Here is a 26,324-nt window from a genome sequence, read left to right on the forward strand (position 1 = left end):
GAATTGGCTTGGATCATTGCCTCAGGTGTTGCAGCAATCTTGACGGTACCGGGTTGTTAGTGTCATATCGTGGCAGCGGGGATTGGAACGAGAAAATCAATCAGCTGCTCGTCAACCAGTTCAAGTCCCAAACAAGTTGTAATCCATGATTCACGTCTCGAGATCGCTTTTCCCACTCTGATAAAGCTTAAAGAGATTAATTTATAGCGATATAACCGGTTAACCGGTTATATCGCTATAAAAACTTAGTAGTCAGCAAAAACGTACCCGTCCACCTCAGTATATCCTTCCAGGAATAAGTCCCGAGCAAAAGCGTCATAGTCAAAATACCGTTCGAGCACAGAAGGGGTGTTAGCCAGCATTCCAGTTTCATCAACGTACTGGTAAGCGTACTCTATTTTCGCGTCCTTCATCGATCCACGAAAGTACCCGCGATAGCTCTCCTGAAAACTCTCGATTTGTTCGTCTAATGCCTTCCCATTCCCAGGCCAGGACCTAACTTGTTCGCAGTAAATCTTGAAAGCTTCCGCTGTATCATCATCCATTTCGTCCAGCGCCTGGAAGTACTCAAACGCCATATCATCCAAGCTGCACTCGGAAATCAGGAAATCCGGAATGTTTTCCCAGTCTTGGAACATCAGCTCTGGATCGAATTCATTCCGATGATATTCATAGCAATCCTGGTAAAATTCCTTTGCATCAGCATAGTCTGTCAAATCAAACCATTTCCCGAAGAGTGAACCGCTGTTGTACATTCCGTAAGTACCTACATAGATTCTTGGAGCATTTTCTAATGATTTCATGATTGAAAGTCTTTGAAGTTACGAGCCCCGGCTTTGTGCTCAGGGCAATCGCCTTCTCCTATCGAAGAAAAAGTGACGGGGCTTGCCCCTTGGGTGCAAAGTCGGGAGGCGGTTTAAGGAGCGGCAATTGCCGCGGTAAATAGCCGGAAACTTTGCACGCGTCACTTTTTGCTTCGTAACTTTCGTTGCACTGACTGACAAGTGTGTGCGTGGTTTTAAACTCAGTAATGCATATTAACAGCTGCCTGTCTACTGCAAATTGTTAGATACTTAATCCTAGTCGCTTCCGGCGAGACTTTTTCTTCTTTTTTACAGGCACAAAAGCCTGCGACATCTCCAACCCCAGTCGCTTTTCAAGATTCTGCAATGAGTAGTCCTTACCCAGGTCAGAACCTTTCACCTTCATCCGATTCTGCATATTAAAAAAAGCTATACCTCTTCCTATATACGTCTTGAATCCGCATGATTGCATTTGCTTTCCGAACTCGTCAATCGAAGTTGTTTTTGATAAAACTTGATCTATCAAACTCCTGAGGTTGAAGATTGCGGCATCCTGTCTTGGCGCTTGCTGCTTCCCTTTTTGATTCAGGCTCATGCCAGGAGTTATGGTCAGCCCGAGCTCCATCTCCATTCTTCTTGAGAACTCACCCGTCCGTGCATAGTTTTTGAAATGATCTGCGGTGTTTTTGCCATTGTAGTTGATACGGTTGGCCACAATGTGGATATGTTTGTGTTTCGTGTCGTTGTGCCGGAATACAAGCATTTGATTTTCTGAGAAACCGAATTCCTTTGCAAACTCCTGCGCCAGAGTAGTCAACTTCTCTTTGGGCGGATCTTCGCCTGGTGGAAAGCTGAACGACTGATGCCATACATATTTATTCAGGTTTCTGTTCTTGTCCCTATTGTCCAACATCTGCTTTGCCAGATAATCCAAATCCAGTCTGCCGTCCTTCAATGTGCTGATGCCAAGATGCTGGATATAGATGAGCTCTCCTCGAACATCGCCGAGCGTCATTTTATTCGCTTGTTTTGCCGACAATTCCTTTTCATAGTAGCAATAGCTCAATATTCCTTTCGCGAAATTTCCCAGTCCGACTTTTCCTATCATGCATCAAGACGTTTAAGCATTGCCGTAACCTGTTCTTCAATCATCCGATGCACTCGATCCGGATTGCTCGATGTATCAGATTTCCATGACGAAAGCTGGGCGGTCAGTTCAGCTGGTTGGTAGTGGCGCTCATATTTTGCTAGCAGCTCCTTAACACTACTGAACAGATTCTCGGTCGTATCCATAATGCTTGTTTTGTTATGAGAGTCCGGCAACACGCGGCGGATGTATAACCCTAGCTGACGCATCCATTCTTGAACTTTGTTGAGCGTCTTTGAGAACGTCCTGATCTCAAAATCTTCAAACACCCACAAGGTTATGATTTGTGAAAGTAGCCGCACGTACCGACTGCTTTGCATCCATTGTTGACTTTGCATTTGCTGATCTTTCGTTTTCAAAACCGCAAGCGACAGAATCCCGCTGAGCTGTTCAAGCGTCCGGATCATCTCTGCCGTCCTGGCGGGGAGTGTCTTTTTTTGCGGTCGTTTGATGGGCGTATCCAAAGCAAGTGTCAGAAAGAACTGACTTGCAGAAAGTCCACTATTCTCGATCAACTGGTTGATCCTCGCTTTTTCGTCTTTCGTAACCCATACAGAAAAGTGGTCCCTTCGCACAACCTTCTCCTCTTTCGGTGGTCTTCCTTTTCTTTTACTTTCCATATTATCTTCCAAGTTGAGCTATGAGCCGCGAGGCGAATAGCAGGGGTCCAGGGGTTTTCCCATGGCCAGCCGCCGGGTAGTCGCATTTTGCGACGTACCGGCGATAGCTGGCTGTGGAAAAACCACCGTGGTTCCCGAAAATGTTTGAGTTTGTTTGTCTTTGTTTGAAAATGTTCGAAAGTCTGATCTCCAACACACAATGCGTTATTTCCGTCCAAGTGGAACAAGCATCTCCTTGCTCTTCTTGTCAAAAATATACTCTCGCCCGATCAGCAAATCCTCTTTATTCGCCTGAGGTCGGAGCTTCAAATAGTTGCTGCCATCTTTCTGCAAGATCTCTCCGTTCTCCATTAACAGTCGGTAATGTGGTGCATTCTTGTAGGCGTCGACAATTCTGCGAAGCTCGCGATACTCCTCGCCGGTTGATATCAGCCAGGAAAACAGACACAACAAAACAATAGCGACAATAGACCACGGAAGACTCACTGCCAAGCCATGCCAGAAAGCTAGCTTTTTGTCAGAAAAATGTACCGGACGCTGATTGCTTTTAATTGCAGCAGCCGCTTTGTCAATTGCATTTATGGATTGATCCAGATCTGACTTCATGCGGTCAAAGTTTTCCTCGACTTCGGCCAGCAACAACGCAGACCAGTCATCGATTTCCTGCGCATACTTTTGCACGTATTTTCCTTTGATATGATTCAATTCAGCTCTATCAGTCATGGCAAAAGTTTTCACGGATCTCCTTTTTCAGCCTCAATCTTGCCCCAGGGCCGTAATTCTCCAAAGGAAAGCCTTTCCGGATACCATCTAAAATCTGGCTACCCAGCAAAGAGTTAGCCTCGAAATCGCCAAACCCTACATGTTCCAATCCCAGTGTCGCACAGTTGGCGGCTAATTCATCAGAAAGCTTCGGGAATTGTCTGAAACTAAAAACATTTTCCCACACCAAAATTCGAAACTTGTCTCTGAGCACCTCGATCATTTTTTGTAGGTATTCGACACTTGGCCGGTAGGCTCCACCGCCCCCTATCACGATATGGAAAATCGCTTCGGCGTCTACTTCCTCGCACCATTCCTCAAAATCCAGGTCACGCGAAATAAGTGCAGGAAATTGTTCACTCTCTGGTGCCCCAAAATCGAAGTAGATTTCACTGTAGGGTGCCTCCATCAAGCTCTCTATATACCCGACAAAAATATCCCGAACGAGCATATCGCGGTTGTCAATCAGTGACACGGTTTCTAGTCGGTCGTTGCCCAAAAAGGCGAGCTGTCTCGTAGATGTTTGTGTAGAACTGTCGAGATCGACAAAAAGCGAAGATTTATCCTTCTCGGATAAGGCTCGCAGATAGGTGTGCAGACTTTTGCCGACTCCACCCTTTGCTTGAAGTATTAAATTGAATCTACGTTTCATTTTTCTTACATAGTTTGGTTCCTCTAAAAAAATTGTCTTGCATATCCATCATCTCCCCATCCGACCATACCGCCTTGGATAAGTCTTTAACTTTTTCCTGAGTAACCAGCTGCTCTCGTTTAGGAGCTGGTGAAGAAAGAAGCTGCTCCTCCCTCATCGGAGCACTTGAATGCCTCTTAGGCTTTTTGCGGAAATAGAATCGACAATACCGCACGTCATCAGCATCGACCAGCTCGGGCTTTTGCAAATCTGAACAGATCATCTCAGCGACGTAGTAAGCCGAAAGCGATGTCATTACTAGCTCCGCATAGAGCTCATACAAAATCTTCCGCCGTTTCTTGTCCTTCCTTTCGAAAAGGTCAATGAGGATATTCTTATCGACCTTCACAGCGCAGACTCAGTTTGAATAATTGCTGGCGTTGCTTACCGGCAATATCTCTGGGACGACTAACCGTTTTGGGCAAATAGATCGCTCTCGTGCCACCATCACCGATGAAATCTGAGATCTTCAAGTAGAAGATCAACTCGAATTTGTTTCCTCGCATAACATTGTTGTTTAGAGGAACAAAAGTCGAATTGTTGTTATTGAAAATCAAGATGTTTACCTGGTGGACAGGTTACAGTCTTGAGGGTTAAATGCAAACGGCACTGACGATCGACCACGATACAGTCCTTCAGAAAGCTGGACTTTGTTTGGATTTGTACATAGAAGGTTAAGCTCTTACAACAAGTGCCAACGCAATTTAGGATCATTGCAGCACGGTGTTGCGTGTTTTTGACCCCGTTAGTATGCGGCCAGTAGCGATTAACAACGGGCGACTAGTACTCAGATAAGTTCTGCGAGATGATGAGAGATGACAATGTTTATCTGCTGCTGGCATTGTACCTTTACATTAATATTACTACCTTCAGTTTATGGATAAGATATCATTTTCTGGTCATGAGTCGTTCATCTGCAAGCAGTTTTGGCTTAGGAAAATATTTGATTATACCAGCACTCACAGGACGTTTGGGGACGATTTAGCGGTCGTTGAGTTAGGTGTTGGTAAAAATATGGTTGCCTCCCTGCGTTACTGGGGAAGAGCTTTTGGCACGATCAACGAGAACGATAAGCCCACGCAGATAGCTGAATATATCTTTGGTGAAGCGGGACAAGATGTCTACCTCGAGGATTTTGCGACAATCTGGTTACTTCACTATTATTTGATTAAAACTAACCGATTCTCGGCTGCATCGTTGGTCTTTAACGAGTTCCGTAAAGACAGAATTGAGTTCACTAAGGAGCAACTTGCAAATTTCTTACTCAGAAAGGCGAAAGAGTACGAATCAAATACCGATAATGAGAACAGTATTGACCGGGATGCAAATGTGTTCATTCGAATGTATTCGAAGCCGCAACGAGGCGAGAATATTGAAATCGAGGATGATTTCACTGGCGTACTTATTGACCTTGAGTTGATAAAACGATATAAACAACGTGGCTTAGATGGCAAACTAACAGAATGGTATAAAATTGAGTCCGAGGACCGTGTAGGATTGCCTTATCAGCTTGTCTTGTTTGCAATTTTGGACAATTACGCCGAGCAAAAGTCAATCACTTTCAAAGAGTTGCTTGTGGGGCGTAATTCGCCCGGGGCAGTATTTGCTCTTAATGCCGATGGCCTATATCACAAACTCAAACAAATATCAGAAAATTACAAACCGGCTACTTATACAGAGACGGCAGGAAATCAAGTGCTGCAATTCAAAACATTGCCTAACAAGTTTGACATTCTGAATGACTACTATCAACAATACTAAGAAAAAACAAACAATAAGCTTTTCGCCATCGGTGAACATTATTAGGGATGCTGATACTACCCTGAATTATATCGCCACCCCTAATGCTAGACAGGCCTATAATCAACTTATTAATGATTACCATATAGGTGTCCGGTCGTTTGCAATTGTAGGCGCCTACGGAATTGGAAAGTCAGCTTTTCTTTGGGCATTTGAACAAACATTAAACGGCAAGAAGCAGTATTTTCCGGTTTCGAAGAACGGTCTTTCTAGTTTGCAAAAGTTCGATGTCGTTCGGATAATTGGAGACTTCGGGTCAGTGAGATCAGCTTTCGCTGCGAAAATGGGAGTTAATAAAGATGATTACGCTTCAAACGACGTTTTCTCTGCACTGGAAAATTACCATCAATCTTTAATCGAATCAGAAAAAGGTTTAGTAATTGTCATAGATGAGTTTGGCAAGTTTTTAGAATATGCAGCTAGCAACAATCCAGAAATTGAACTTTATTTTATCCAGCAATTAGCAGAATTTGTTAACGACTCTTCCAAGAACATTTTCTTCATTACAACACTTCACCAGGATTTCAACGGTTACTCACGGGCACTGACATCAGGGCAGCAAAAAGAGTGGGACAAAGTCAAAGGACGTCTGAAGGAAATTACTTTTAATGAGCCGGTAGAACAGCTTTTGTTTCTTGCGTCGGAACGGTTGCCAGAGTTAGGAATATCAAAAAAGACTGCTACTTTTTCGAAGCTTTTCAAAACAATCGAAGCTTCAAAAGCCTTTCCGTTAAGAGATTACTTTTCAGAATCTGTTGCTGAGAAACTTTTGCCTTTTGACATCCTCTCAGCAGCAGTACTGACCCTAAGTTTGCAGAAATACGGGCAGAACGAACGCTCCCTCTTTTCGTTTATTGAGTCGAATGATCATTTCGGTGTACGCGACTTTAGCGCGGAAAAGGCTCCGTATTATAACCTGGCGTGTGTGTATGATTATCTGATGTATAGCCACTATTCTTTCATTACCACTAAATATAATCCGCATTACGCACATTGGGCAGCCATACGTGTCGCTGTTGAGAGGATTGAAGGTACATTCACCGAGGGTGTGAACTCCGCGATTGCTCTTGTAAAGACCATTGGTCTACTCAATATATTTGCGTCTGCCTCGGCGCGCATCGACCAAGATTTTTTAACAAACTATGCGAAGCAAAGCCTTGGTGTATCATCTCCTGAGCAAACGATAAAGAAGCTTGAAGGGCTTAGGATTATCCGCTTTGTAAAGTACAGCAGTAAGTATATTCTCTTCGAAGGGACTGACCTTGATATTGAACTGGCGATTGACGAGGCAGGGAATTTTGTAGAGAGGGTAACAAATGTAGTTCACCATCTAAACAAGCACTTTGAATTTCCTTATCTCGCAGCAAAGGCTATTTTCTATGAAAACGGTACCCCTCGTTTCTTTGCTTTTCATTTAAGTGAGTTTCCGGAGAAACTGTCTCCTTCTGGAGAAGTTGATGGATTTATAAATCTTATCTTCTCCGAGTTTGTGTCCGAAAGAGATCTCAGGGAGGTCTCTGACGAGAATAAAGAAGCAGTTTTGTATGGATTGTATGAAAATACCGACGACATACGCAACCTCCTCTTCGAGATAGAAAAAATTGAAAAGGTGAAGCAAAACAATATCGATGATAAAGTGGCAATACGTGAGTTAGACGGAATATTGCAACATCAGATCAAGCTGTTGAATCATTTCGTATGGGAAAATATTTACGCCCAAAAGTCTTCTATTACATGGTACTTTAATGGTGTAAGGCAGGACGTAACAGGTCAGAAATCCTTCAACCGGCTATTATCAGAGATATGTCGTGAAGTATACCCCTGTACGCCAGCGTACCGAAACGAGATGGTTAACAAAACTAGGCTTTCCGGAGCACTTTCTGTTGCTAAGAAAAATTTGCTGAGAAATCTCACCGAAAATTGGAACAAGCGCGACTTGGGTTTTGAGGCGAACAAATTTCCACCTGAAAAAACAGTTTACCTTTCTTTGCTCCGAGAAACTGGCATTCATCGCGAATTTCTAGAAGGCTTTACTCTTTCTGAGCCCGATGACGATACGTTCTCGGAATTGTGGCGTGCCAGCTCTGACTTCTTGAACAGCGCTAGAAGCGGAAAACGGGATGTTAGGGAATTATCCGAAATTTTGCTCGCGCGGCCTTTTAAACTGAAAAAGGGCTTTGTAGACTTTTGGATTCCCATTTTCCTTTTTTCCCGTCGTGATGATTTTGCACTTTTTGGACGTGATGGGTATATCCCGAAACTCACTGGTGATACGTTAGACCTTGTGAGCAGGGCGCCAGGCGATTATACCATCAAATCATTTGATATTGAAGGAGTAAAACTCAACATCTTTAACAGGTATCGCGTCTTGCTAAATCAGGCAGAACATGAGAATCCAAAAGGGACAACTTTCATCGAGACCATAAGGCCGTTTCTTACTTTCTATCGAGATTTGCCAGGTTATGCGAAGGCAACAAACAGAATAAGTAAAAGTGCGATTGCTATCAGACAAGCCATTGCTTTTTCAAAGGATCCTGAGGAAACGTTCTTTGATCACTTTCCCAAGGCGCTAGGCTTTACTATACCGCAACTGCAAAAAAGTGAGAGCGAGCTGGAATTGTTTGTTCACCAATTGAAAGAGGGGATCAAAGAGATTCGAAGTGCCTATGACGAGCTGTTAAATGATTTCGAGAGCTTCATCTGGGAGGAAGCGACAGGTGATCAAGAAGAGTTTCCAGCTTATAAGATGAATTTGCAAAAGCGTTTTAATCAGATAAAGCGTCATTTGCTATCTTCATATCAACGTGTCTTTATACAACGTATAAATTCGGAGCTAAATGATCGGAACGCATGGCTCAACTCAATTGCGCAAGCTTGTATCGGTAAGGCGTTAGACGCTATTAAGGATGAGGATAAAGATTTGCTTTTTGAAAAATTCAAAGACACTATACATGAATTAGATAATCTGTGTGAGATAAGTATGAGTGGTTTCGATGAAAACAAAGAAATTGCGTTCAAGCTTGAAGTCACTTCTTTTGTCAAAGGCTTACAAAGCAACCTTGTAAGACTCCCTAAGACAAAGAGTAAAGATTTTGTTCGATTACAGAGTGTCATGAAGTCAAAACTAACCAACGACAGACAACTCAATATTGCCACCTTAGCAACATTGCTGGAAGAGCTTTTGAAAGATGAAAAATAAAGTAAGGCACGTTTTAGGTATTTCTGGAGGCAAGGATAGTGCAGCACTTGCTATATATCTTTTTAATAAATATCCGCAACTCGATATCGAGTATTATACCTGTGATACTGGCAAAGAGCTAGAAGCAACTTATCAACTAATCAAGAATCTTGAAATATACCTTGGTAAGAAGATAATTCTTCTTGAGGCAGCAAACAAGAGTCATGAAGACCCTTTTGACCATTTTCTAAAGCTCTACGGCGGATACTTACCGTCCTCAGGTTCTCGGTGGTGTACACGGAAACTGAAGTTAGATCCCTTTGAAAAATGGGTCGGGGACGATCCTGTGATCTCGTACGTGGGTATTCGTGGTGACGAAAGTCGAGAAGGATACATTTCTAAAAAGACAAACATCCAATCAATTTTCCCATTTCGTAAGAACATCTGGAGTGAAGACGTAATTAGCAAGTTGTTGAAAAATGAGCAGATCTCAAACATGGCTAATTGGTACGCCTTAACCGGAGCAGGAAAACTACCGCGAATACTAGAAATTGTAGAGGAGCCGATATCAGGTAAATTTACTCAAAACGAAAAATTAGATGCGTTGCTTGATCTGGACACCCGCGCTTTCAACCAGATGGTATTTGAGTATTTGAAAACCACCCATTATCCGCTGTCAAACTGCAATGAGTTTGAGTTGACGGATAATGAAGAGGTATTAATACGCGAGGATATTTTCCGTGTTTTACGGGATAGCGGCGTTGGCGTTCCTCAATACTATGAAAAGGTAAGTTTTGAAGTAAATGGTCAGAAGGGAGAGTATGCCCGAAGTCGTTCGGGTTGTTATTTTTGCTTTTTCCAGCAGAAGATTGAATGGGTATGGTTGTATGAACAACATCCGGAGAAATTCAAATTAGCTATGGAATATGAAAAGGATGGATATACGTGGATGCAGGATGAGCGACTCGAAGACATTATTAGACCTGATCGTATTCGGCAGATTAAGGAAGATCAGATAAAAAAGGCTAGCAAAGCAAATAATAAAAAATCTTCTTATCTTATCGACATCTTAGACGAGTCAGATGGCGAAGGATGCGCTAGCTGCTTTATATAACAAAACCCTTTACGATGGAATATTATGTTTCTGAATTCCCTATAGAACAGTTATATGATCTTGTTGATAAAGACAAGATAGATCTGAATCCCTCTTATCAAAGAAATTTTATATGGTCCACAATAAATCAAAAAGAACTTATCGACACGATCCTGCTAGGATATCCACTGCCATCGTTGTTTTTGTACGCCAAGGGCGACGGTAATTATGAGATGGTTGATGGACAGCAAAGAACAAAAACAATATATCGATTTATTAAAGGTATTATAACATCATCGAAATTGTTCGGTGGTGTGTCATTTAATGATATTGATACGACTCGATTTCTCGCTTATAGACTATCCATTATAGTAATTAAGAACCTTTTACCCAGCGACTCCCTGCAAGATTTTTATGTCTTGATTAATAAAAAAGGAGTCCATCTAAATACAGCGGAGGTAAATAAGTCTGAATTCCACGATACGAATTTCCTGCGTTTAGCTAACGATCTTCTTTCTTATCAAAACTTTATTGATTTGAATTTATTTACAGAGGCGGCTACCAAGAGGATGAATGATAGAGCCTATGTCGAGGAGCTGCTTGGTTATTTAATTTCCGGCGCGGCAAAAGATAAAAAGAAGGCTGTTGCTAGTCTATTTAATTCCGACATCTCTCATGAAGAGTATGAAATATTTAGTACACAATTCAAAAGAGTCATTGATGAGATTCATCATCTCAATACTAAACATCCAATTGATAAAACAAGGTACAAGCAGAAGAATGACTTTTACACCTTGTTTTCTTTTATCAATGAGTCGGAGGATAGCCGGGATATTCTCGAATATCAATATGAAATTTTACTAATTCTCGACGGAAGGGATGATGAGGGGAGGCAATTTATACGACCGTCTAATGAGGAGTGTTTGGCTCTTAAGGAGTATGCAAACAACTGCATAACACAATCAAATTCTAAATACGCTCGAGATCGAAGGTTGTCTTTCTTTAATTCGATTCTTAAAAATACGGTAGATAACGGAAATGATACCTTAGTAGATGTGTTAACTTATCTGTCCTCAGTCTATGGGGAAGAGCGAATCAATTTTAAAACAATAGGAAACTATAACTTACTAGATGTAGATTCCTTAAAAGAGAATTAGAATGAGCTTCACCTTCCCTGACAACGCTACTATCGTCAATGGCGCTCTTAAAAACTTCGGCCCGAGAAATACTTTTGTTGATATAAATACACTCGTACCACAAGACAACTTAATAGAAATCAATGGTATCAGCTATTACTATACATATTTAGGTTCCACGTCTGGCAATAAAGGAGGTAACTCCATAATTTTGAAACTGTATGAAAGTCAATTTTTTGACACGGATGATATTGAATACGGAGAGCCGGAACGCATTCTGAAGATATCGAAGAGCAAGATAACCAAATTTCCTAATAACTCTGAAAAGAGATTTACAAAGGAAATTGATGCTCTCAAAAGATGTAATGAGAAGAGTTTTCAGAATGTGATAAATATATTTCAATCTGGTGTTTGCCGAATATTGAATCAGTGGCGAAATGGGTACGATCAACACCAATTCTACACCATGGAGTTTGCCCAAGCCGACCTGAAATCTTATATCGAGCAAAACAACCGAGAAATGGGCACTGATGAAAAGATACGACTTTGTTTAAGTCTTTGTGAGGGATTAAAAGAACTTTATACGGTCGGCTATTATCATCGGGATATAAAGCCAGACAACATTTTCATAATCGGGAGTGAATGGAAAATTGGTGATCTAGGATTAATATCCGAGCGGGATGGTGTTGAGGAAGTTGATAGAATAGCAGATTTCATTGGTCCAAAAGGGTGGATGTCACCTGAGGCAATGAACAAATACTTATGTGAAGGAAAGGGATTCAGATACAAGCACAATTGTTGCATCGATCATCAATCTGACATTTTTCAGCTTGGTAAGGTATTTTGGTACATTTTTCAACATAATGCTCCAATAGGATCAGTGAAAGAGAGTGATTTCCAGGTAAGAAACTCTGTGATTTACAGCATATTAAAGACTATGCTAAGTCATTCAAAATCTAAACGATATAAAAATATTGATGAAATTATCAAGCTTTTAAAAACTTGCGAGGTAAAGGCATTTAGACAATTGGTGGCATAGATACTTAGGAAGCTGGGCAGGCTGAGAGTTTACAAAATATTCGGATAGTTGTCCCATGCTTTCAAGCAATGATAGAAAGATCGTGGAGAATTCATTAGAAATGGAAGAAATCGACTTACAGGAAAGCGAAGAGATTAAAATCGATTCACTAATTTAAAAATTTAAGTAGCTGTCCAGATATTCGGGGGTATTATAGCATATTTTGCGAGCATGTCAACGAATTAAAGAAAGACTTGTTCTAGTTCTTTTATAAACTATTTGTTTTATGGCATTTAATATTGATTTTGAAGAGCCCGGGTTTAGGAGGCCTTCTTATTTATTACAAATGTTAAAATGCGTTTACTAGAAGTGGTTTTATTGTTGATATGGTTGTCTCAATGTCCATAAGGGAATTGAATCGACCCAAGCTAAATCGGATAGACGAATAAGCGTCTTCATTGCTCAGCCCCATAGCTTTGAGGACGTGCGAAGGTTCCATAATTGCAGATGTACATGCAGAGCCGTTTGATAAAGCTATTCCTTGTAGTCTTCCAATTACTACGTTTGCATCAATGCCTTTAAATCCTAAGTTGGCAGTATTATAAAGCCTGTGGTCATAGCTGCCATTGAGAAAAGCGTTTTCTTCTTTCAAAAGACTTTCCTCGAGATAGGTTCTCAACATTGTGACATGATCGGCGTCCCGTTGCATCTCATTCATCGCTAACTGTGCCGCCATCGCCATTCCCACGATTCCCGGAACATTGAGGGTCCCGCTGCGTAAGCCATGTTCGTGCCCACCGCCATGAAGAATAGGTGACATCTTGACTTTGGGTTGCTTATGCTGTATGAAAAGGCCACCGATTCCTTTTGGGCCGTAGAACTTGTGAGCTGAGAAAGCTAATAAATCGATTCCTAGAGAATAAACATTGATCGGAATCCTTCCAATAGCTTGTGTCGCATCACACATAAATAACGCACCGTGCTCGTGAGCGGTGTCAGCGATATCACTTATTGGCTGAATAACTCCGGTTTCATTGTTTACATACATGACACAAATAAGAATAGTTGCTTCCTTAATTGCAGCTTTTAACTCCATTAAGTCGATCAAACCATCTCGGTCCACTGGAAGATAAGTAATGTCGTATCCATCTGCCTCTAGGCTTTTGCAGGTATCTAGTACTGCCGGATGCTCGGTGTTCGCTGTAATGATGTGATTTCCCTTGCTTCTGTAATTCTTTGCAACGCCTTTTAAGCCTAAATTTACCGCCTCTGTTGCACCCGAGGTAAAGACGACTTCTCCGGGATCGCACTGCAACAACGCTGCAATATTTTCCCTTGCAGACTTTACATGATTATTAATTCGTCGGCCAAATGTATGGCTGCTTGCTGCATTCCCGAATTCTGAGGTAAGAAAAGGCATCATTACTTCCAAAACTCGTGGATCAAGTTGAGTGGTTGAATTGTTGTCTAAATAGATCATTTTCTTATCGTCCATTGCGTGACTGGCGAAATTAGAATATTACTCCACGGTTTGGATAGTAAACATCAAACCAGGTATACCAATTTTATATTTGCTCACTCGCCCCATACTATTAGAAGCCTTGTCTCGATGGCTGTAATGGAATAGTGCCAAGGTGGTTGACAGAGGTTCTTAGCGCAAAGCATGTTAGACTACGCCGGAACGATGTTGCTTGCCTTTCACGAGGTGAAAGCTCTTTTTTCCCAAATGATTTGTGCTAGCTTTGAATCGGCGTCATTCAGTAATCCAAGAAAGAAATCGTTATCAGGATACAGGCAAGTATACAAGTGAAAGATAGCCACCTGCACCTGCGCAACGTATACATTTGTATCGTATAGCCCTGGACGCGCGAAGTTCGTTTTGTGCACTAATGAATTTCTCGTCGCCGACCCTTTTTCAAGTGCATTTGCCATCGGTGATTCGAATCCCGTATATTCTTTTAGGACGTCTTTGTAGAGCTTTTTCAATGGTGGTGAAGGTACATTTATAATTAAGGCTGATGTTTTTGGATCGAGTGTTGATAAAAACTCTTTAAATGCTAATTCAGCAGCTATCGTAGCATTGATCCATTTGTGTCTTGTGTCGTCTTCACTGAGCGCCTTGTGTAGGTGGTGGAATGCAAAAAATGGTCTGATATTATTTTCAAGAAGCCATGGTATCCACGACGTAAAAGTTCCATCAACCGAATACATTTTTCCAGTGCCAACCCACATAGTTTCTCTTCTATCGGGTATAGTTTGCCAAGATGTTTGATCAATAGACCACTCAAAAGTTTCCTTCGTTGAAAGAAATTCGTCGATTTCCTCAACACCAAAAAAATATTTTATATGTTCTATGAATAAAATCATAAAACTCTTCAGTGATGCTATCACGCTGTCGTGTTGTGAATTTTTAGCAAGCAAAACGTCTTTGTCTTGTAAATATTCTATCCACTTTTGGTCACCGTCTATACTTCGCTTAACTTCAAATGAACCGGTTTCGATGTAATAAGAGAGTTTACAGCCGTCTTTTGAGGTTAAAGAATCAAATGGACAGAATTCAATAGACGCATCGTCTCTTAAGTCTAGCAGGAACGTACCGCGTAAATAGATCTTCATATTCTATCAGGGTTTAGTGTTGACGAAAGCTTCTCCTAATCTTCAGACGACCTTACAATCACAACCACTCAGTTGGGCCATTAATCGGTTACAATGCAGTTTTATTGATTGCCCGAAATGAAACTGAAAAGTACGTAATTCAATTGAAGCAATATATCAACATGCATTGAAACCTTGGACGTTTCGCCCTAATACGCCCCGAGAGAACCCTGTCCGTTTAATTAATATGCTTATACTGCAAAGGGTCCGAGGCTGTTGTACCGGTGAGAAAAGACGCCCTGCAAGTGATTGTCTTGCAGGGCAATAGTTTAAAGAATCCCGTGATCCCACTGAAACCAATACTCAGGATCCGGACAAATCATTTTCGTAAAATATCCTTCAACCTCGCCATGTCATCGCTAATCTTCCTATCGACAATTTTCGCATACTGCTGAGTAGTCTTAATATTCCGATGCCCTAGCATCTTAGAAACGCTCTCAATCGGCACCCCATTAGTCAAAGTGACCGTGGTAGCGAAAGTATGGCGGGCCAAGTGGAAAGTAATATTCTTGTTAATCCCGCACAAATCCGCAATCTCCTTCAAGTATGCATTCATTTTCTGATTCGAAAGCACTGGCAGCACGCGATTCTCATTCTCGCACTGAGGATGATCCTCATACCGCTCCATGATCTCCATCGCCATCGGCAATATAGGTATCCGCGAGGGAGTATCAGTCTTCTGGCGCTTAGTTGTTATCCACTTTCCTCCATCTACCCCTTCCGCAACCTCAGTCCGCTTCAATTTATAAATATCTGCGTAAGCAAGGCCGGTGTAGCAGCAGAAAAGGAAAATATCCTTGACAAGAGCAAGGCGACCGTCACCCATATCTTTCTCCCATACCTTCTTCAACTCGGCCTCAGTTAATGCCTGTCGGTCTACCTCTCGCTTCGAAAATTTGAAAGCATAGAATGGATCACGTAGGAGCCATCCTCTTTTAACACACAAAAGAACGATCTTCTTAAAGTTCGCTAGATATTTCATCGTAGTGTTATGGCTGATCTTCTTAACTGCTTTAAGCCAGAATTCATACTGCGATATGAATTCGTAGTCCAGTTTCTTGATTTCAAAATCATCTGTCTGATATTTCCATTTGATGAAATCACGAGTATGTTTCATGCAAGTCTCATACCGCTCTAAGGTGCCGGATGCAAAGTCTGCTCCGATCAAAGCCGCGATCTGATCGTTGTGCTCGCGGAAGATGGGTAGTATGGTTTTGCCACCTTCCGTTCTTCCGAGAAGAATATTCTTGATAGCCTCCGAGGTGACTTCTTTATTTTCCTCAATCAAGGATCGCTTTGCCTCGTAAATTTTGGACGTGAGCGTATCGAGGTAGGCATTCAATGTTTTAGTGTCCTCCTTGTTTCCGGTCGCCCGGCCGGCACCTACGCTCCACTTGGACGGATGCCAAATGCGTTTGGTTGAGATGTCCTTCGGAATGCCGTTGACGGTGACGCGACAGTAAACGTAACGCATTCCCTCCGCTAATTCTGGTTTGGGTCTTTTCAAAAAGAAAATCAACCCGAAGCTTGTTTCTAACATGGTAAAAATGTTTAAGATGAACAAAAATCGAATTGTTACCATTGAAACGCAAGATGTTTACGGGGTAAACAGGTTGCTAACCAGCTAGTTAAGCACCTAATCGTGGAAGTTTTTTTGAGTTAACCTACTTCCACGAATCGCTACATTTTAATCGGCAATTTTTGAATATTTTGGCATAGCCCAAAAACGCAAAAACCCCGTTTAAAGCGTTTAAACGGGGTTTTTGAATGTTTTGACATCATGTCCTGCAGAGAGAGAGGGACATGAAACTTACCTCTAACTAACTGAAAACCAAATCTATATAAAAACATAAAAAATCTGCTCACCGATTTGCTCACCTTGATTTTATTTGGGCTGCAACTTCGCACAAATTTAGTGATGATTTGATAGAAAGGCAAACAAGTTTACTACCGACAATCTCTACTCTTAAACTATCGCGTTCCAGGGACAGAACTCACGTTCGGATAATACATTGGTAAAATATGCTAAACGAAGTTGTGTTCGGCATGTATTTTGCTTAAATGAGTATGTAGAGCATTACGATCATGAAAACCCAGTTCAAGATCATTGCAGGAGTTGATATCTCAAAACATACTCTGGATATTGCGTTAATCTCAGAGAGTAGTGAAATATTGTCCTACAAGATTGCCAATAACCATTCTGAGATTCTTGACTTGGTTAAAGAAGTCAAAACAAAATTCAAACTGCGTTATTCCGACCTCGCCTTCTGTGCAGAAAATATGGGGTTGTATGGCAAGTTTTTAACTGATGTCCTCTTAAAGCTCAGGGTGACTTTATTCCTTGAATCGGCATTACAAATAAAAAGATCCCTTGGCTTACAGCGAGGTAAGACCGACAAGGCAGATGCTGTACGAATTGCTCAATACGCAAGAAAAAATCTTCCTACCCTTAAAGCATGGGAACCACCAAGGCCATGCATAAATGAATTGAAAGATCTGCACGCGATCAGAAAACGCCTTTTGAAGATTAAGGTGATCTTGAAGGGTAATTCGAAAATTGAAAAGTTTTACCTTGATTCAACAGCAGCTAGCACGTTGGCAGAATATAGCTCTCGTAGTTTGGACGCTGTCACCAGGGACATTATGGATGTGGAATACAAGATGGTATCGATCATACATTCGGATGAACGTTTGAAGCATCTATTTGATTTGGTTACTTCTGTTCCTGGCATTGGCACGATCATCGGAAACCAGTTAATCATCCATACAAATGAATTTAAGGACTTCACGGATGCAAGAAAGTTTGCTAGCTTCTGCGGAGTGGCGCCATTCCCCTGGTCGTCTGGAATCAGTGTAGCCGGAAAAAACAAAATTTCTTTCTACGCAAACAGGGAAATCAAAGCTCTACTTCATATTGCTGCGATGCGGAATGTGAAATATGGAGGATACTCATTGGCTGGCTATTATCAAAGAAAGGTGAAAGAAGGGAAAAATAAAATGAGTGTTCTCAAGTATCCGGCCTATCAACTACATATTTGTCAATTGCTGAACTTTGTTAAAGTTTTGCGGATACAGGTCAGTGATGTTTTTATGATTGATTGTGGAGATGTTTAGCAGGGTGCTTTTTAGCCAATTGTAGGGATTGACATTGTGTTTTTTGCAGATAGCAAAGAAAGAGTATATCATGGCAGCTCGCTGTGCTGCTTCGTGTGATCCGGCAAAAAGGTAATTTTTTCGACCCAGGGCCAAGCCGCGTATGGAATTTTCAATTTGATTATTATCGATCAGCAGATTTCCATCATGTAAATACGCACTGAGCGCATCCCAGCGACCATAACTGTACTGCATCGCCTTTCCAATCTGGCTTTTTGGGAGCGTGCTTTTAATTTGTTCGAAGATCCATTTGCCCAGCTCGTTGATAACCGGAAGGGATTCTTTCAGCCGCAGCTCTTTGATTTTAGCAGCATCCAGCATCAGCTGACTGGCCTTCCGCTCCACAACGTATAATTGCTGGATCATCGATAGTGCTATTTGTGCCCTGGTTTTGTCATTATCCAGGGCTCGTTCAAATTCTCTTCGCGCATGCGCCCAGCAAGCAAGATGGATAACATCTTTCCGTTTTCCGTGCTTTTCGTAAACTGCGTACCCATCCGTCTGCAGATAGCCTCTGAAGCTTTCTAGCATCGTTTTCGCTCCTGCTGATCCTCTTGTGGGTTGATAATCAAAGAGAACTACGCCATCCAAGGGGCTGTGGTACACCCAATAGTATCCCTGATGACAAGCGCCCTTCTTCTCGCTTTCCAGTACTTTTATTGGACTCTCATCCACCTGAAGATATCCTTTTGTCTTGATATCGAAGACCAGTCGCTCGTAGAGCGGTTCGAGCTTGGTCAGGGCTTCTTTGGTCCAGCCTTCAATGGTTGATGAAGCAATTTGGATGCTGTCCCGGGCAAAACGTTGCTTCTGGCGATAAAGTGGCAGGTGGTCTTGATATTTATCGGTTAAAATGCTGGCTAGCAGTCCGGCAGATGGTATCCCCTTGTCGATAACCCGCTCCGGAAGCTGACCGATTCTGACACCATCACCGTTTTTAGGCGCATACTTATAGCGTATATATCTTTTGATCAAAAAGCGGGCAGGTTCATAATCGAGCTCTTCGGTAACTTCCTTGCCGATACATACCATTTCAGAAAGATCACCAGCGGGGTAAATCTCGATTTCTTCGACAGGTAAATGAGAGGGCAGCGCCGCACGGCCCTTATGATTAGGCCTTTTACGGATATAGTTGATTTTTTCTTGCAGGATTTCTTCTTGCTCAGCAGTCTGCTCGGTAGTGGCTTCAAAGGGAAGCGCAATCTGTGCCGGGTCACCTTCGAAACGTTCGCGCTTCTGGCCAAACTGCATCCGGCGGTACATTTCTATCTGAGATTTCAGGTAGGCGTTCTCCTGCTCCCGCTGTTTGACCAGGGCGATCAACTCTTCTTTTTCCAGCGATTCCAGAGCCGTTTGCATACTTTAAAAGTACGAAAAAACTGCCACTGGAGCTAAAAAAGAGACTTATTGCTGCAAATTAAACCGCTTTCTTCGGCGGCTTTTTAGTATCTGGATTCCCTCGATCATCAGAACTAAATCTGCCCAGAAGATGCTACCCGAGGAGACCTTTTTGGGTATTGGGAATGTCCCACTTTCAAGTCTTTTATGATATAGTATGAAGCCTCCGGGCTCCCATCTAAGCATTTTTAGCTGCGTGCGCCTGCGGTTGACAAAGATGAAGACTTCCCCACTGGTGGCCACTCGGCCAAGCTCAGAGTCTACTATGCCACAAAGTCCATCGAAGCCCTTGCGCATATCGCAACTCCCTCGATAAAGAAAATATTGGTACTGTACAGTTTGCAATGTATTGTACAGCTTGGATTGTGCGTATCATTTGCCAGACGCAAGGCTTTGTAGCAAACCTCAGTGCAACCGAGCCAGATAATCTAAGGGGCATTTTTAACGGCGGAATAGGGAATTATGTCTACTTGAAACAATTGGGTAATTACTTAACATATTAATATACAGCTAACTAAGACCTCAGAAATTCGCGTACCAATCTTGAATTGGCTGGGATTCAGTTTTTTTAGCCACGGTCCTACAATACTTCATGCAGCGATTGCCGGATCTGCACCGGCTTTATCATCAGGTGCAAATCAGTTTTGGCGTTGCGCTTTCCACTTACTTAAATCAAAAGCGATGGCAACAAACAAAAGAATAAATTATTCACTTAATCAAAACTATCATGAAAGCACTAGTGTATTACGGTCCTAAAAACGTAAGAGTAGCAGAGATGCCGGACCCGGAAATTGAACAACCTACTGACGTATTGGTGAGGATCACAACGACTAACATCTGTGGCTCGGACCTGCATATGTACGAAGGCAGGACCAATATGGAAGAAGGACGGATTTTTGGCCACGAAAATCTCGGGGAAGTAGTTGAGGTAGGTAATGCGGTGGTCAACATCAAAGTCGGTGACATGGTGTGTATGCCTTTTAATATTAGCTGCGGTCATTGCAAGAATTGCGAAAGTGGACTCACCGCCTTTTGTTTAACCATGAACCCCGGGTTTGCAGGTGCCGCTTACGGTTTTGCCGGAATGGGCCCCTACAACGGAGGACAGGCTGAATACCTGCGGGTGCCATTTGCGGACTTTAACTGTTTAAAACTTCCCGAAGATGCCAAAGAGAAGGAAAACGATTACGTAATGCTATCTGATATTTTCCCTACCGGCTTTCATGCAACTCAGTTGGCAGGCGTTAAGCCCGGGGATAATGTGGTCATTTATGGTGCCGGCCCGGTGGGCCTAATGGCAACGATTTCGGCTGGGATAAAAGGTGCAAACAAAATAATGGTGGTAGATGACCATCCTGACAGGCTGAAACTGGCCGAAGAATTGGGCGGCATACCTATTGACTTTTCAAAAGCACCAGCAGTTGACCAGGTCCTTGAATTAACCGATGGTGTCGGCGCTGACAGAGGTTGCGAATGCGTAGGTTACCAGTGTTGTGATAAGCACGGGCACGAACATAATAATATAACAATGAACGAACTCGTGCAAGCCGTTAAGTTCACAGGTTCCATTGGTGTCGTAGGTGTTTTTGTGGCACCAGACCCAAAAGCGGAAGACCCTCTTGCGAAAAAAGGCCACATGGATTTTGACTTTGGTAATTTTTGGTTGAAAGGCCAAAGCATTGCAACAGGTCAGGCAAACGTCAAATCCTATAACCGTCAGCTTTGCGGTTTGATATCTTCGGGCAAAGCCAAACCATCTGTCATTATTTCGCATGAGCTTTCATTAGACGAAGCACCGGATGGTTACCAGCATTTTGATGCACGCGACTCAGGTTGGACGAAGGTGATCTTGAAACCGGGTAAGCAAGGCGTTGCAAAAAAAACAAGTTGAAGAACGAGAGTCAGTAACTGTATAAAAAAGTAACTGCGGTTTATAAATCAGGAAAGCCTGATACTCAGGAATACAGACTTTCCTGTTTAATTGAATTTTTCAGCAATTCTTATGCACAATCACCGGCCAACTGACAGACTCGAATATTTTAGCGACGCTGTTTTAGCTATAGCGGCAACGTTGCTTGCTACGGAATTGCCCAAACCTGAAGCCGGAACCGACTTACTGCAGGAACTTATCAAAGAGTGGCCTCACTATGCTGCATTCGCCGCGTCTTTCCTGTTTATATGCATTGCCTGGTCCAACCATCACAACATGTATATTTATATAAAACAGACCAATCAGCACCTACTTATATTGAATGTCTTGTTTTTAATGTTCGTAACGCTGCAATCTTTCACCACAGGATTATTGGCCCGCCAGGTAGGTAAGCCGGACGAACGAACGGCAGCATTAATCTATCACACAACATTGGTGCTTATGACATTGCTTTATAACTGCGTCTGGTGGTATGCAATCAAAAAGAAAGACCTTTTGGAAGAAAATGCCGATCCAAGGCTCATTCAACTGCTGACCAGGGAATATGCAATTGCCCCCGCACTGCATTTGGCTGCCTTGATCATTTGTTTGTGGAGTGTAGCACTAAGTATTATACCTATTATATTGTTATACATTTATTTCGCCCTGCCACGTCTTAGTGAAAAAAAGATAAATGACAAGAAGACCAATACCAGCAGTATAATTCCAAAGATTAACGCTTAACTTAAATACCATTCCATCACAAGAATGTATTAATTTCATTTAAACTAATCAAACAGTTATGGTAAAATTGGCAATTCTGGCAAGGCTCGAAGCTAAGCCAGGTAAAGAACAAGACGTCGCGGACTTTCTCAAAGGTGCCTTGCCTTTGGCGATGGAGGAAGCAGGTACCATCAACTGGTTTGCCCTGCAAATAGGTCCTTCCACATTCGGGATCTTCGATACATTCGAAACTCAGGAGGGCAGAGAGGCACATTTAGGCGGCGCGATCGCCAAAGCATTGATGGCAAATGCACCGGACCTGCTTGCAGTTGAACCGGTCCTTGAAATGGTCGACTTGCTGGCAGTCAAGTAAAACAATAAAATACTACCCTTCACATTAATTATTTTTTGGCTCTTCATGGAAAGTATAGATGCCCGTCACGTCACGGGCATTTGATGGCGATCGTCGATCAACTTAATAAAACTTCCCATAAAAAATTACAGCGAGATGTTTACGGTAGCCATTCCTTTAAAAGTACGAAAAAACTGCCACTGGAGCTAAAAAAGAGACTTATTGCTGCAAATTAAACCGCTTTCTTCGGCGGCTTTTTAGTATCTGGATTCCCTCGATCATCAGAACTAAATCTGCCCAGAAGATGCTACCCGAGGAGACCTTTTTGGGTATTGGGAATGTCCCACTTTCAAGTCTTTTATGATATAGTATGAAGCCTCCGGGCTCCCATCTAAGCATTTTTAGCTGCGTGCGCCTGCGGTTGACAAAGATGAAGACTTCCCCACTGGTGGCCACTCGGCCAAGCTCAGAGTCTACTATGCCACAAAGTCCATCGAAGCCCTTGCGCATATCGCAACTCCCTCGATAAAGAAAATATTGGTGGGATGAGCCCAGACCAAACATCAGTAAAGGCGGATCAGTTGTGAAAGTATAGTAAGATCGTTACCCTGATAACTCACCCTCACACTATTGGGATAGACAACTTCATAACCTACACTTGGTGTACTATGCCGAGCAGATAGCTCTAAAAATCCAACCCCATTAACGGATTGTTTCTCTTTTCCGACCCAATAGCCAAGTTTGGCCATACCGATTTGGTGTTGTTTGCAAAATTCTCTCTGGCTAAGACCACTTTCACGCCATAACCGGACTAATTCGAACATCTTTTCTGACAGATCCATAACTGATTGTTTTTTGCCAAAAATAACTATCAGTGCTTAGTCGGAAAATATGCGCTTGGTAGGCCGGATACGTTCTCAATGCAATAAGAAACAAACTCATTCACAGGGTCTTTTCCTGTGTCAATAACAACATAGCGTTTAAGGAGCCAATGACGGGTTTAAGCGGCTTAGTCTAAGTCATTACTAGCAATCGTCTAGGGCTGACAATGCCCATCAGATGTACCAGTTTATCTTAGCTGCAATGGAATTGTATTGAATCCGTATCCAAAATTAGGCCAAGCCTGTCGAAGGTTTTGGAGAATACATAGTTGCGGGCCGCTTAAACCTGATACGCTTTATAAATTAAAGATATGCAGTGTAAGTACCTATGACATTATTAGAGTTCTCGCAAATCTTAATAGCTGTTGCTTTTGCTGTAACGTTCTTTGCAGAGGCAGTTGTGCCAATCCTATTAACCGCCGGATGATTTCGATCCCAATAAATCCGTTCAGACTATTGTAATTTATTTGATTGATAGAGCTATACCTGTCTAGTGTAAAATCTACCATTGCTTTATTTTGACCTGCCAGATGTAGGTGCGCGATCATAACGCCCAGATCAAACTCGGCAGGCCCATAAAAGCAGAACTCAGGGTCAATAATCTTTATTCCCTGCGTCGTATCAAGCCAGCTTCCTGGATAAAAATCTCCATGTAAAAGACATTTTCCATCAGAAAGATAGGTTTGCCCCAAATGTGCCACCTGAGTTTTCAGTTCATCATCACTCTTGTAAACAGTAGCGACAGCTTGCAATCCTGGCTGGACCGTATCGAGATCAAACCCGTTCTCTTTCATAAACGGGTATTCAAATATGTGTTGATGGTTCAGCGCCCTCATAGCTTTGTTTTTGAGCGAATCTGGAGGCGATTCGCAGGAAAAACGTGTATGAAGCGTGCTTAAAAAATCTGTCAACTGTGCGACTTGGGTGATTTCAAGAGCTTTGAGCGAATTATATAGTGGTATAAAATCGCTGGCCGTGCCCAAGTCTTCTAAGGCCATAACATTGTTTACCGGATCAATGCCAATCAACTCCGGGGTGAAGTCTGCAATCAATCGGTCAACGCTTGTCGTTTTGTAAAAAACACCTTCCATTAAGACCCTGTCAGCGGGAGCACTCACATGCGGGTACTTTTCGACATATCCCCTGGATTGCTTGACAATAAAGGATCTGTCCGCGGTAGTTATCCGGAGAACATAGTTCATATTTCCTTCTCCCGGCACGGAAACCTGACTGACCCGCTCCCCATTTATTAACCAGCCCTGGTTTTGCAGGTAAGTTTCGAGCGTAGCAATGTCGTTTGCACTTAGAATAAACATGTACAGCTGTTTAGGATAAATTATGAATCAAAGTTTTTCATTTTTTGCGTCCAGTCATACTCTTTGAATTTCAAGGAATATTCTGAAAAGTCTTCACCCAGGTATTTCTCCAAAATTATCTTAATGCCATTGTTTCCACCAAAATCTGCTTTGAACCACTGCAATATCCGGCTAACCATTACTGTTTTTTTCTGCGGGTTGATCTGTGTATCCGTCTTCAAAAACGATGATGCTGCAATGCTGAGTTGTTTGTCGATTTTACCATAGTCATAGAAAGCGATTGGAGGACAACTGGTCGCACCACAGTTAAGGGCAAAATGAATGCGATAATCTATTTTAGAAACAGCTAATTGTTTAATAGTTTTTCCAGGAAAAAACTGGGGCAGATACCCCAGACTCAATTTCGCCCGGTAACGTCTGAGGATACCATGTTCGATCTGGTCAAGGCTCAGTTTTACCCCTCCGATCGTTATCAGTTTTTCCTCAAAAATGGCTGGCCTGGTTTTCTTTTCCTTTGTAGCAAGGATCTGAAAATAAGCATTGTAGATATTGATCCAGAATGTTTTACGTGCATCATCGTCAGCCAATCCAGAAATCAGGCTATCGGTTTTGATCGTTGCCAAAGCCTTGCGAAGACTATCTACCGGCTCGTCCATCTTCACCTGCATGAGTAGCTTTCCTGATAGTGCAATCATCTTTTGATCAGGTTCTTTGTTCGATTGGCCGGCAACGGGTAGTAATCCAACTGCCCATATAACCAAAACAAGGCCTGCTATTACCAATATCCATTTCATTCTTTTTGCCATTAAACCATCAATATATCACGCAGGAAACTAACTCGACATAATTTTTTAGAAGTGACCCTGGTAACAAAACTGTTTACTTCTTGTCCCCGTACATACGCGTAGTGAAATTAATTAGATTGCTCACTGAAATCGTGCCTATCCCTATGAAGCTCAGTATTATCATTCCAACCTACAATGAGGCAACTAACATTGCACGCCTGGTACAGGATTTGTTCAGATATTCAGGCGATCAGTCGATTGAAGTCATTGTTTCGGATGGCGGAAGCAAAGATGCTACCTTGGAAATAGCGCTCCAAGCCGGTGCAAGCGTGCTCAAATCTCCCAGGCCGGGCAGGGCAGCACAAATGAATTATGCTTCTGGTTTTGCAAATGGAGATGTGCTTTACTTTGTTCACGCCGATGTTGGCATAAATCGGGATTATTTTAAAGACATTGAGCGGGCTGTGTCAGATGGGTTTGAAGCGGGCTGTTACCGGTTCCGCTTTGATTCAAACCGGGCAATCCTTAAAATCAACAGTTATTTTACCCGTTTTAACAGGCTGATGTGCCGCGGTGGCGATCAAACCCTTTTTGTAACCAGAAAGCTGTTTGATCAGCTAAATGGCTTTGATGAATATTATACCATTATGGAGGATTATGATATCATCATCAGGATCTGGAAAGTAGCCCGGTTTAAGATCATCCCAAAAGAGGTAACCGTTTCTGCCAGAAAGTACCAGAACAATAGCTGGCTGCGTGTCCAAATTGCTAACTTAACTGCTTTTACCATGTTTTATTTAAAAAGAGAACCATCTAGCATTGCCTTAAAATATAAATCCATGCTGGATTACCGGTGAGCCACGGGGCCCCTTAATCTTTGCTATTCTGATCATCGTATATAAAT

25 protein-coding genes are annotated in these 26,324 nt (G+C 42.3%); 10 read left to right on the forward strand and 15 right to left on the reverse strand.

What is annotated here, in order from left to right; genetic code table 11:
• Positions 1-245: 245 nt before the first annotated feature.
• The 6 genes from HWI92_RS11545 to HWI92_RS11570 all read right to left on the reverse strand — a co-directional run bounded on the left by HWI92_RS11545 (position 246) and on the right by HWI92_RS11570 (position 4,372).
• On the reverse strand, positions 246-803 hold the full coding sequence (locus HWI92_RS11545; RefSeq protein WP_204663866.1) for an antirestriction protein ArdA: 558 nt from the start codon (positions 801-803) through the stop codon (positions 246-248).
• Between the two features lie 262 nt (positions 804-1,065).
• The gene (locus tag HWI92_RS11550) at positions 1,066-1,911 is read right to left on the reverse strand and encodes a relaxase/mobilization nuclease domain-containing protein (RefSeq protein ID WP_204663868.1); all 846 of its coding nucleotides are present in this window, start codon (positions 1,909-1,911) and stop codon (positions 1,066-1,068) included.
• Positions 1,908-2,570: a plasmid mobilization protein gene (locus tag HWI92_RS11555; protein WP_204663870.1), complete on the reverse strand. Its 663-nt coding sequence runs from the start codon at positions 2,568-2,570 to the stop codon at positions 1,908-1,910. Before HWI92_RS11555 ends, HWI92_RS11550 begins: the two co-directional genes overlap by 4 nt.
• A gap of 204 nt (positions 2,571-2,774) precedes the next feature.
• Positions 2,775-3,293 carry a hypothetical protein gene (locus tag HWI92_RS11560; protein WP_204663872.1) on the reverse strand — a complete coding sequence of 173 codons (519 nt, stop codon included), beginning with the start codon at positions 3,291-3,293 and terminating at the stop codon, positions 2,775-2,777.
• Positions 3,286-3,984 (reverse strand): P-loop NTPase family protein, encoded by a 699-nt coding sequence (locus tag HWI92_RS11565; RefSeq protein ID WP_204663874.1) that lies wholly within the window; start codon positions 3,982-3,984, stop codon positions 3,286-3,288. Before HWI92_RS11565 ends, HWI92_RS11560 begins: the two co-directional genes overlap by 8 nt.
• Complete coding sequence (locus tag HWI92_RS11570) at positions 3,974-4,372, reverse strand: hypothetical protein (protein WP_204663876.1); 399 nt, start codon at positions 4,370-4,372, stop codon at positions 3,974-3,976. Before HWI92_RS11570 ends, HWI92_RS11565 begins: the two co-directional genes overlap by 11 nt.
• A gap of 527 nt (positions 4,373-4,899) precedes the next feature.
• Here HWI92_RS11570 and HWI92_RS11575 point away from each other — a divergent pair.
• From HWI92_RS11575 to HWI92_RS11595, 5 genes are read left to right on the forward strand one after another with little or no spacing between them, the layout of a single operon-like run.
• The gene (locus HWI92_RS11575; RefSeq protein ID WP_204663878.1) at positions 4,900-5,784 is read left to right on the forward strand and encodes a DUF4007 family protein; all 885 of its coding nucleotides are present in this window, start codon (positions 4,900-4,902) and stop codon (positions 5,782-5,784) included.
• Entirely contained in the window at positions 5,762-9,022 is a 3,261-nt protein-coding gene (locus tag HWI92_RS11580) for a hypothetical protein (RefSeq protein WP_204663880.1), read from the forward strand. Before HWI92_RS11575 ends, HWI92_RS11580 begins: the two co-directional genes overlap by 23 nt.
• Entirely contained in the window at positions 9,012-10,115 is a 1,104-nt protein-coding gene (locus HWI92_RS11585) for a phosphoadenosine phosphosulfate reductase family protein (protein ID WP_204663882.1), read from the forward strand. The genes HWI92_RS11580 and HWI92_RS11585 overlap by 11 nt, the downstream gene beginning before the upstream one ends.
• A gap of 14 nt (positions 10,116-10,129) precedes the next feature.
• A complete protein-coding gene (locus HWI92_RS11590; RefSeq protein ID WP_204663884.1) occupies positions 10,130-11,251 on the forward strand; it encodes a DUF262 domain-containing protein in 1,122 nt (373 codons plus the stop codon).
• A gap of 1 nt (position 11,252) precedes the next feature.
• Positions 11,253-12,269, forward strand: a complete 1,017-nt coding sequence (locus tag HWI92_RS11595) for a protein kinase domain-containing protein (RefSeq protein ID WP_204663901.1) — start codon at positions 11,253-11,255, stop codon at positions 12,267-12,269.
• Between the two features lie 328 nt (positions 12,270-12,597).
• Here the strand turns inward: HWI92_RS11595 and HWI92_RS11600 are convergent, their stop codons facing one another.
• From HWI92_RS11600 to HWI92_RS11610, 3 genes are all read right to left on the reverse strand, one after another.
• Positions 12,598-13,743 (reverse strand): cysteine desulfurase family protein, encoded by a 1,146-nt coding sequence (locus HWI92_RS11600; protein ID WP_229249321.1) that lies wholly within the window; start codon positions 13,741-13,743, stop codon positions 12,598-12,600.
• Between the two features lie 203 nt (positions 13,744-13,946).
• Complete coding sequence (locus HWI92_RS11605; RefSeq protein WP_204663903.1) at positions 13,947-14,864, reverse strand: hypothetical protein; 918 nt, start codon at positions 14,862-14,864, stop codon at positions 13,947-13,949.
• A gap of 358 nt (positions 14,865-15,222) precedes the next feature.
• A complete protein-coding gene (locus HWI92_RS11610) occupies positions 15,223-16,443 on the reverse strand; it encodes a site-specific integrase (RefSeq protein WP_204663905.1) in 1,221 nt (406 codons plus the stop codon).
• Between the two features lie 545 nt (positions 16,444-16,988).
• Between HWI92_RS11610 and HWI92_RS11615 the strand changes: the two genes are divergently transcribed.
• Positions 16,989-18,017, forward strand: coding sequence for a transposase (locus HWI92_RS11615; RefSeq protein WP_204663907.1), 1,029 nt, complete (start codon positions 16,989-16,991; stop codon positions 18,015-18,017).
• Here HWI92_RS11615 and tnpC read toward each other — a convergent pair.
• Positions 17,931-19,415 carry an IS66 family transposase gene (tnpC, locus tag HWI92_RS11620; protein WP_204663916.1) on the reverse strand — a complete coding sequence of 495 codons (1,485 nt, stop codon included), beginning with the start codon at positions 19,413-19,415 and terminating at the stop codon, positions 17,931-17,933. The genes HWI92_RS11615 and tnpC overlap by 87 nt on opposite strands.
• Positions 19,416-19,460: 45 nt before the next feature.
• Positions 19,461-19,799 carry an IS66 family insertion sequence element accessory protein TnpB gene (gene tnpB, locus HWI92_RS25615; protein WP_374757886.1) on the reverse strand — a complete coding sequence of 113 codons (339 nt, stop codon included), beginning with the start codon at positions 19,797-19,799 and terminating at the stop codon, positions 19,461-19,463.
• Between the two features lie 382 nt (positions 19,800-20,181).
• Here tnpB (HWI92_RS25615) and HWI92_RS11630 point away from each other — a divergent pair, with 382 nt between their 5' ends.
• The 3 genes from HWI92_RS11630 (at position 20,182) to HWI92_RS11640 (ending at position 22,459) form a co-directional block, all read left to right on the forward strand.
• Positions 20,182-21,345, forward strand: a complete 1,164-nt coding sequence (locus HWI92_RS11630; protein ID WP_204663920.1) for a glutathione-independent formaldehyde dehydrogenase — start codon at positions 20,182-20,184, stop codon at positions 21,343-21,345.
• 111 nt (positions 21,346-21,456) lie between these two features.
• A complete protein-coding gene (locus HWI92_RS11635; protein ID WP_204663922.1) occupies positions 21,457-22,107 on the forward strand; it encodes a TMEM175 family protein in 651 nt (216 codons plus the stop codon).
• A 58-nt stretch (positions 22,108-22,165) separates the two neighbouring features.
• Positions 22,166-22,459 carry a putative quinol monooxygenase gene (locus tag HWI92_RS11640; RefSeq protein ID WP_204663924.1) on the forward strand — a complete coding sequence of 98 codons (294 nt, stop codon included), beginning with the start codon at positions 22,166-22,168 and terminating at the stop codon, positions 22,457-22,459.
• Between the two features lie 198 nt (positions 22,460-22,657).
• Here HWI92_RS11640 and tnpB (HWI92_RS25620) read toward each other — a convergent pair whose 3' ends face one another.
• The 4 genes from tnpB (HWI92_RS25620) to HWI92_RS11660 form a co-directional block, all read right to left on the reverse strand.
• Positions 22,658-23,002, reverse strand: a complete 345-nt coding sequence (tnpB, locus tag HWI92_RS25620) for an IS66 family insertion sequence element accessory protein TnpB (protein ID WP_374757887.1) — start codon at positions 23,000-23,002, stop codon at positions 22,658-22,660.
• Positions 23,002-23,280, reverse strand: a complete 279-nt coding sequence (gene tnpA / locus HWI92_RS11650; RefSeq protein WP_204663926.1) for an IS66 family insertion sequence element accessory protein TnpA — start codon at positions 23,278-23,280, stop codon at positions 23,002-23,004. Before tnpA ends, tnpB (HWI92_RS25620) begins: the two co-directional genes overlap by 1 nt.
• Before the next feature lie 365 nt (positions 23,281-23,645).
• Entirely contained in the window at positions 23,646-24,635 is a 990-nt protein-coding gene (locus HWI92_RS11655; protein ID WP_204663928.1) for a phosphotransferase, read from the reverse strand.
• Between the two features lie 20 nt (positions 24,636-24,655).
• Entirely contained in the window at positions 24,656-25,429 is a 774-nt protein-coding gene (locus HWI92_RS11660) for a DUF547 domain-containing protein (protein WP_204663930.1), read from the reverse strand.
• A gap of 155 nt (positions 25,430-25,584) precedes the next feature.
• On the opposite strand from HWI92_RS11660, the gene HWI92_RS11665 reads away from it, so the two are divergent.
• Positions 25,585-26,277, forward strand: coding sequence for a TIGR04283 family arsenosugar biosynthesis glycosyltransferase (locus tag HWI92_RS11665; protein WP_204663932.1), 693 nt, complete (start codon positions 25,585-25,587; stop codon positions 26,275-26,277).
• Positions 26,278-26,324: the final 47 nt, after the last annotated feature.

It is taken from the genome of Dyadobacter sandarakinus (genome assembly GCF_016894445.1).
GTDB classification, from domain to species: Bacteria; Bacteroidota; Bacteroidia; order Cytophagales; family Spirosomataceae; genus Dyadobacter; species Dyadobacter sandarakinus.

Coding starts and splice junctions, on each gene's coding strand:
- HWI92_RS11615 (WP_204663907.1), top strand. CDS start 16,989: ATGAAAACCCAGTTCAAGATCATTGCAGGAGTTGATATCTCAAAACAT.
- HWI92_RS11585 (WP_204663882.1), top strand. CDS start 9,012: ATGAAAAATAAAGTAAGGCACGTTTTAGGTATTTCTGGAGGCAAGGAT.
- HWI92_RS11550 (WP_204663868.1), bottom strand. CDS start 1,911: ATGATAGGAAAAGTCGGACTGGGAAATTTCGCGAAAGGAATATTGAGC.
- HWI92_RS11575 (WP_204663878.1), top strand. CDS start 4,900: ATGGATAAGATATCATTTTCTGGTCATGAGTCGTTCATCTGCAAGCAG.
- HWI92_RS11590 (WP_204663884.1), top strand. CDS start 10,130: ATGGAATATTATGTTTCTGAATTCCCTATAGAACAGTTATATGATCTT.
- tnpC (WP_204663916.1), bottom strand. CDS start 19,415: ATGCAAACGGCTCTGGAATCGCTGGAAAAAGAAGAGTTGATCGCCCTG.
- HWI92_RS11665 (WP_204663932.1), top strand. CDS start 25,585: ATGAAGCTCAGTATTATCATTCCAACCTACAATGAGGCAACTAACATT.
- HWI92_RS11610 (WP_204663905.1), bottom strand. CDS start 16,443: ATGTTAGAAACAAGCTTCGGGTTGATTTTCTTTTTGAAAAGACCCAAA.
- HWI92_RS11565 (WP_204663874.1), bottom strand. CDS start 3,984: ATGAAACGTAGATTCAATTTAATACTTCAAGCAAAGGGTGGAGTCGGC.
- HWI92_RS11640 (WP_204663924.1), top strand. CDS start 22,166: ATGGTAAAATTGGCAATTCTGGCAAGGCTCGAAGCTAAGCCAGGTAAA.
- HWI92_RS11560 (WP_204663872.1), bottom strand. CDS start 3,293: ATGACTGATAGAGCTGAATTGAATCATATCAAAGGAAAATACGTGCAA.
- HWI92_RS11655 (WP_204663928.1), bottom strand. CDS start 24,635: ATGTTTATTCTAAGTGCAAACGACATTGCTACGCTCGAAACTTACCTG.
- HWI92_RS11660 (WP_204663930.1), bottom strand. CDS start 25,429: ATGAAATGGATATTGGTAATAGCAGGCCTTGTTTTGGTTATATGGGCA.
- HWI92_RS11580 (WP_204663880.1), top strand. CDS start 5,762: ATGACTACTATCAACAATACTAAGAAAAAACAAACAATAAGCTTTTCG.
- HWI92_RS11545 (WP_204663866.1), bottom strand. CDS start 803: ATGAAATCATTAGAAAATGCTCCAAGAATCTATGTAGGTACTTACGGA.
- HWI92_RS11605 (WP_204663903.1), bottom strand. CDS start 14,864: ATGAAGATCTATTTACGCGGTACGTTCCTGCTAGACTTAAGAGACGAT.
- HWI92_RS11600 (WP_229249321.1), bottom strand. CDS start 13,743: ATGGACGATAAGAAAATGATCTATTTAGACAACAATTCAACCACTCAA.
- HWI92_RS11630 (WP_204663920.1), top strand. CDS start 20,182: ATGAAAGCACTAGTGTATTACGGTCCTAAAAACGTAAGAGTAGCAGAG.
- HWI92_RS11555 (WP_204663870.1), bottom strand. CDS start 2,570: ATGGAAAGTAAAAGAAAAGGAAGACCACCGAAAGAGGAGAAGGTTGTG.
- HWI92_RS11635 (WP_204663922.1), top strand. CDS start 21,457: ATGCACAATCACCGGCCAACTGACAGACTCGAATATTTTAGCGACGCT.
- tnpB (WP_374757887.1), bottom strand. CDS start 23,002: ATGTTTGGTCTGGGCTCATCCCACCAATATTTTCTTTATCGAGGGAGT.
- tnpA (WP_204663926.1), bottom strand. CDS start 23,280: ATGGATCTGTCAGAAAAGATGTTCGAATTAGTCCGGTTATGGCGTGAA.
- HWI92_RS11595 (WP_204663901.1), top strand. CDS start 11,253: ATGAGCTTCACCTTCCCTGACAACGCTACTATCGTCAATGGCGCTCTT.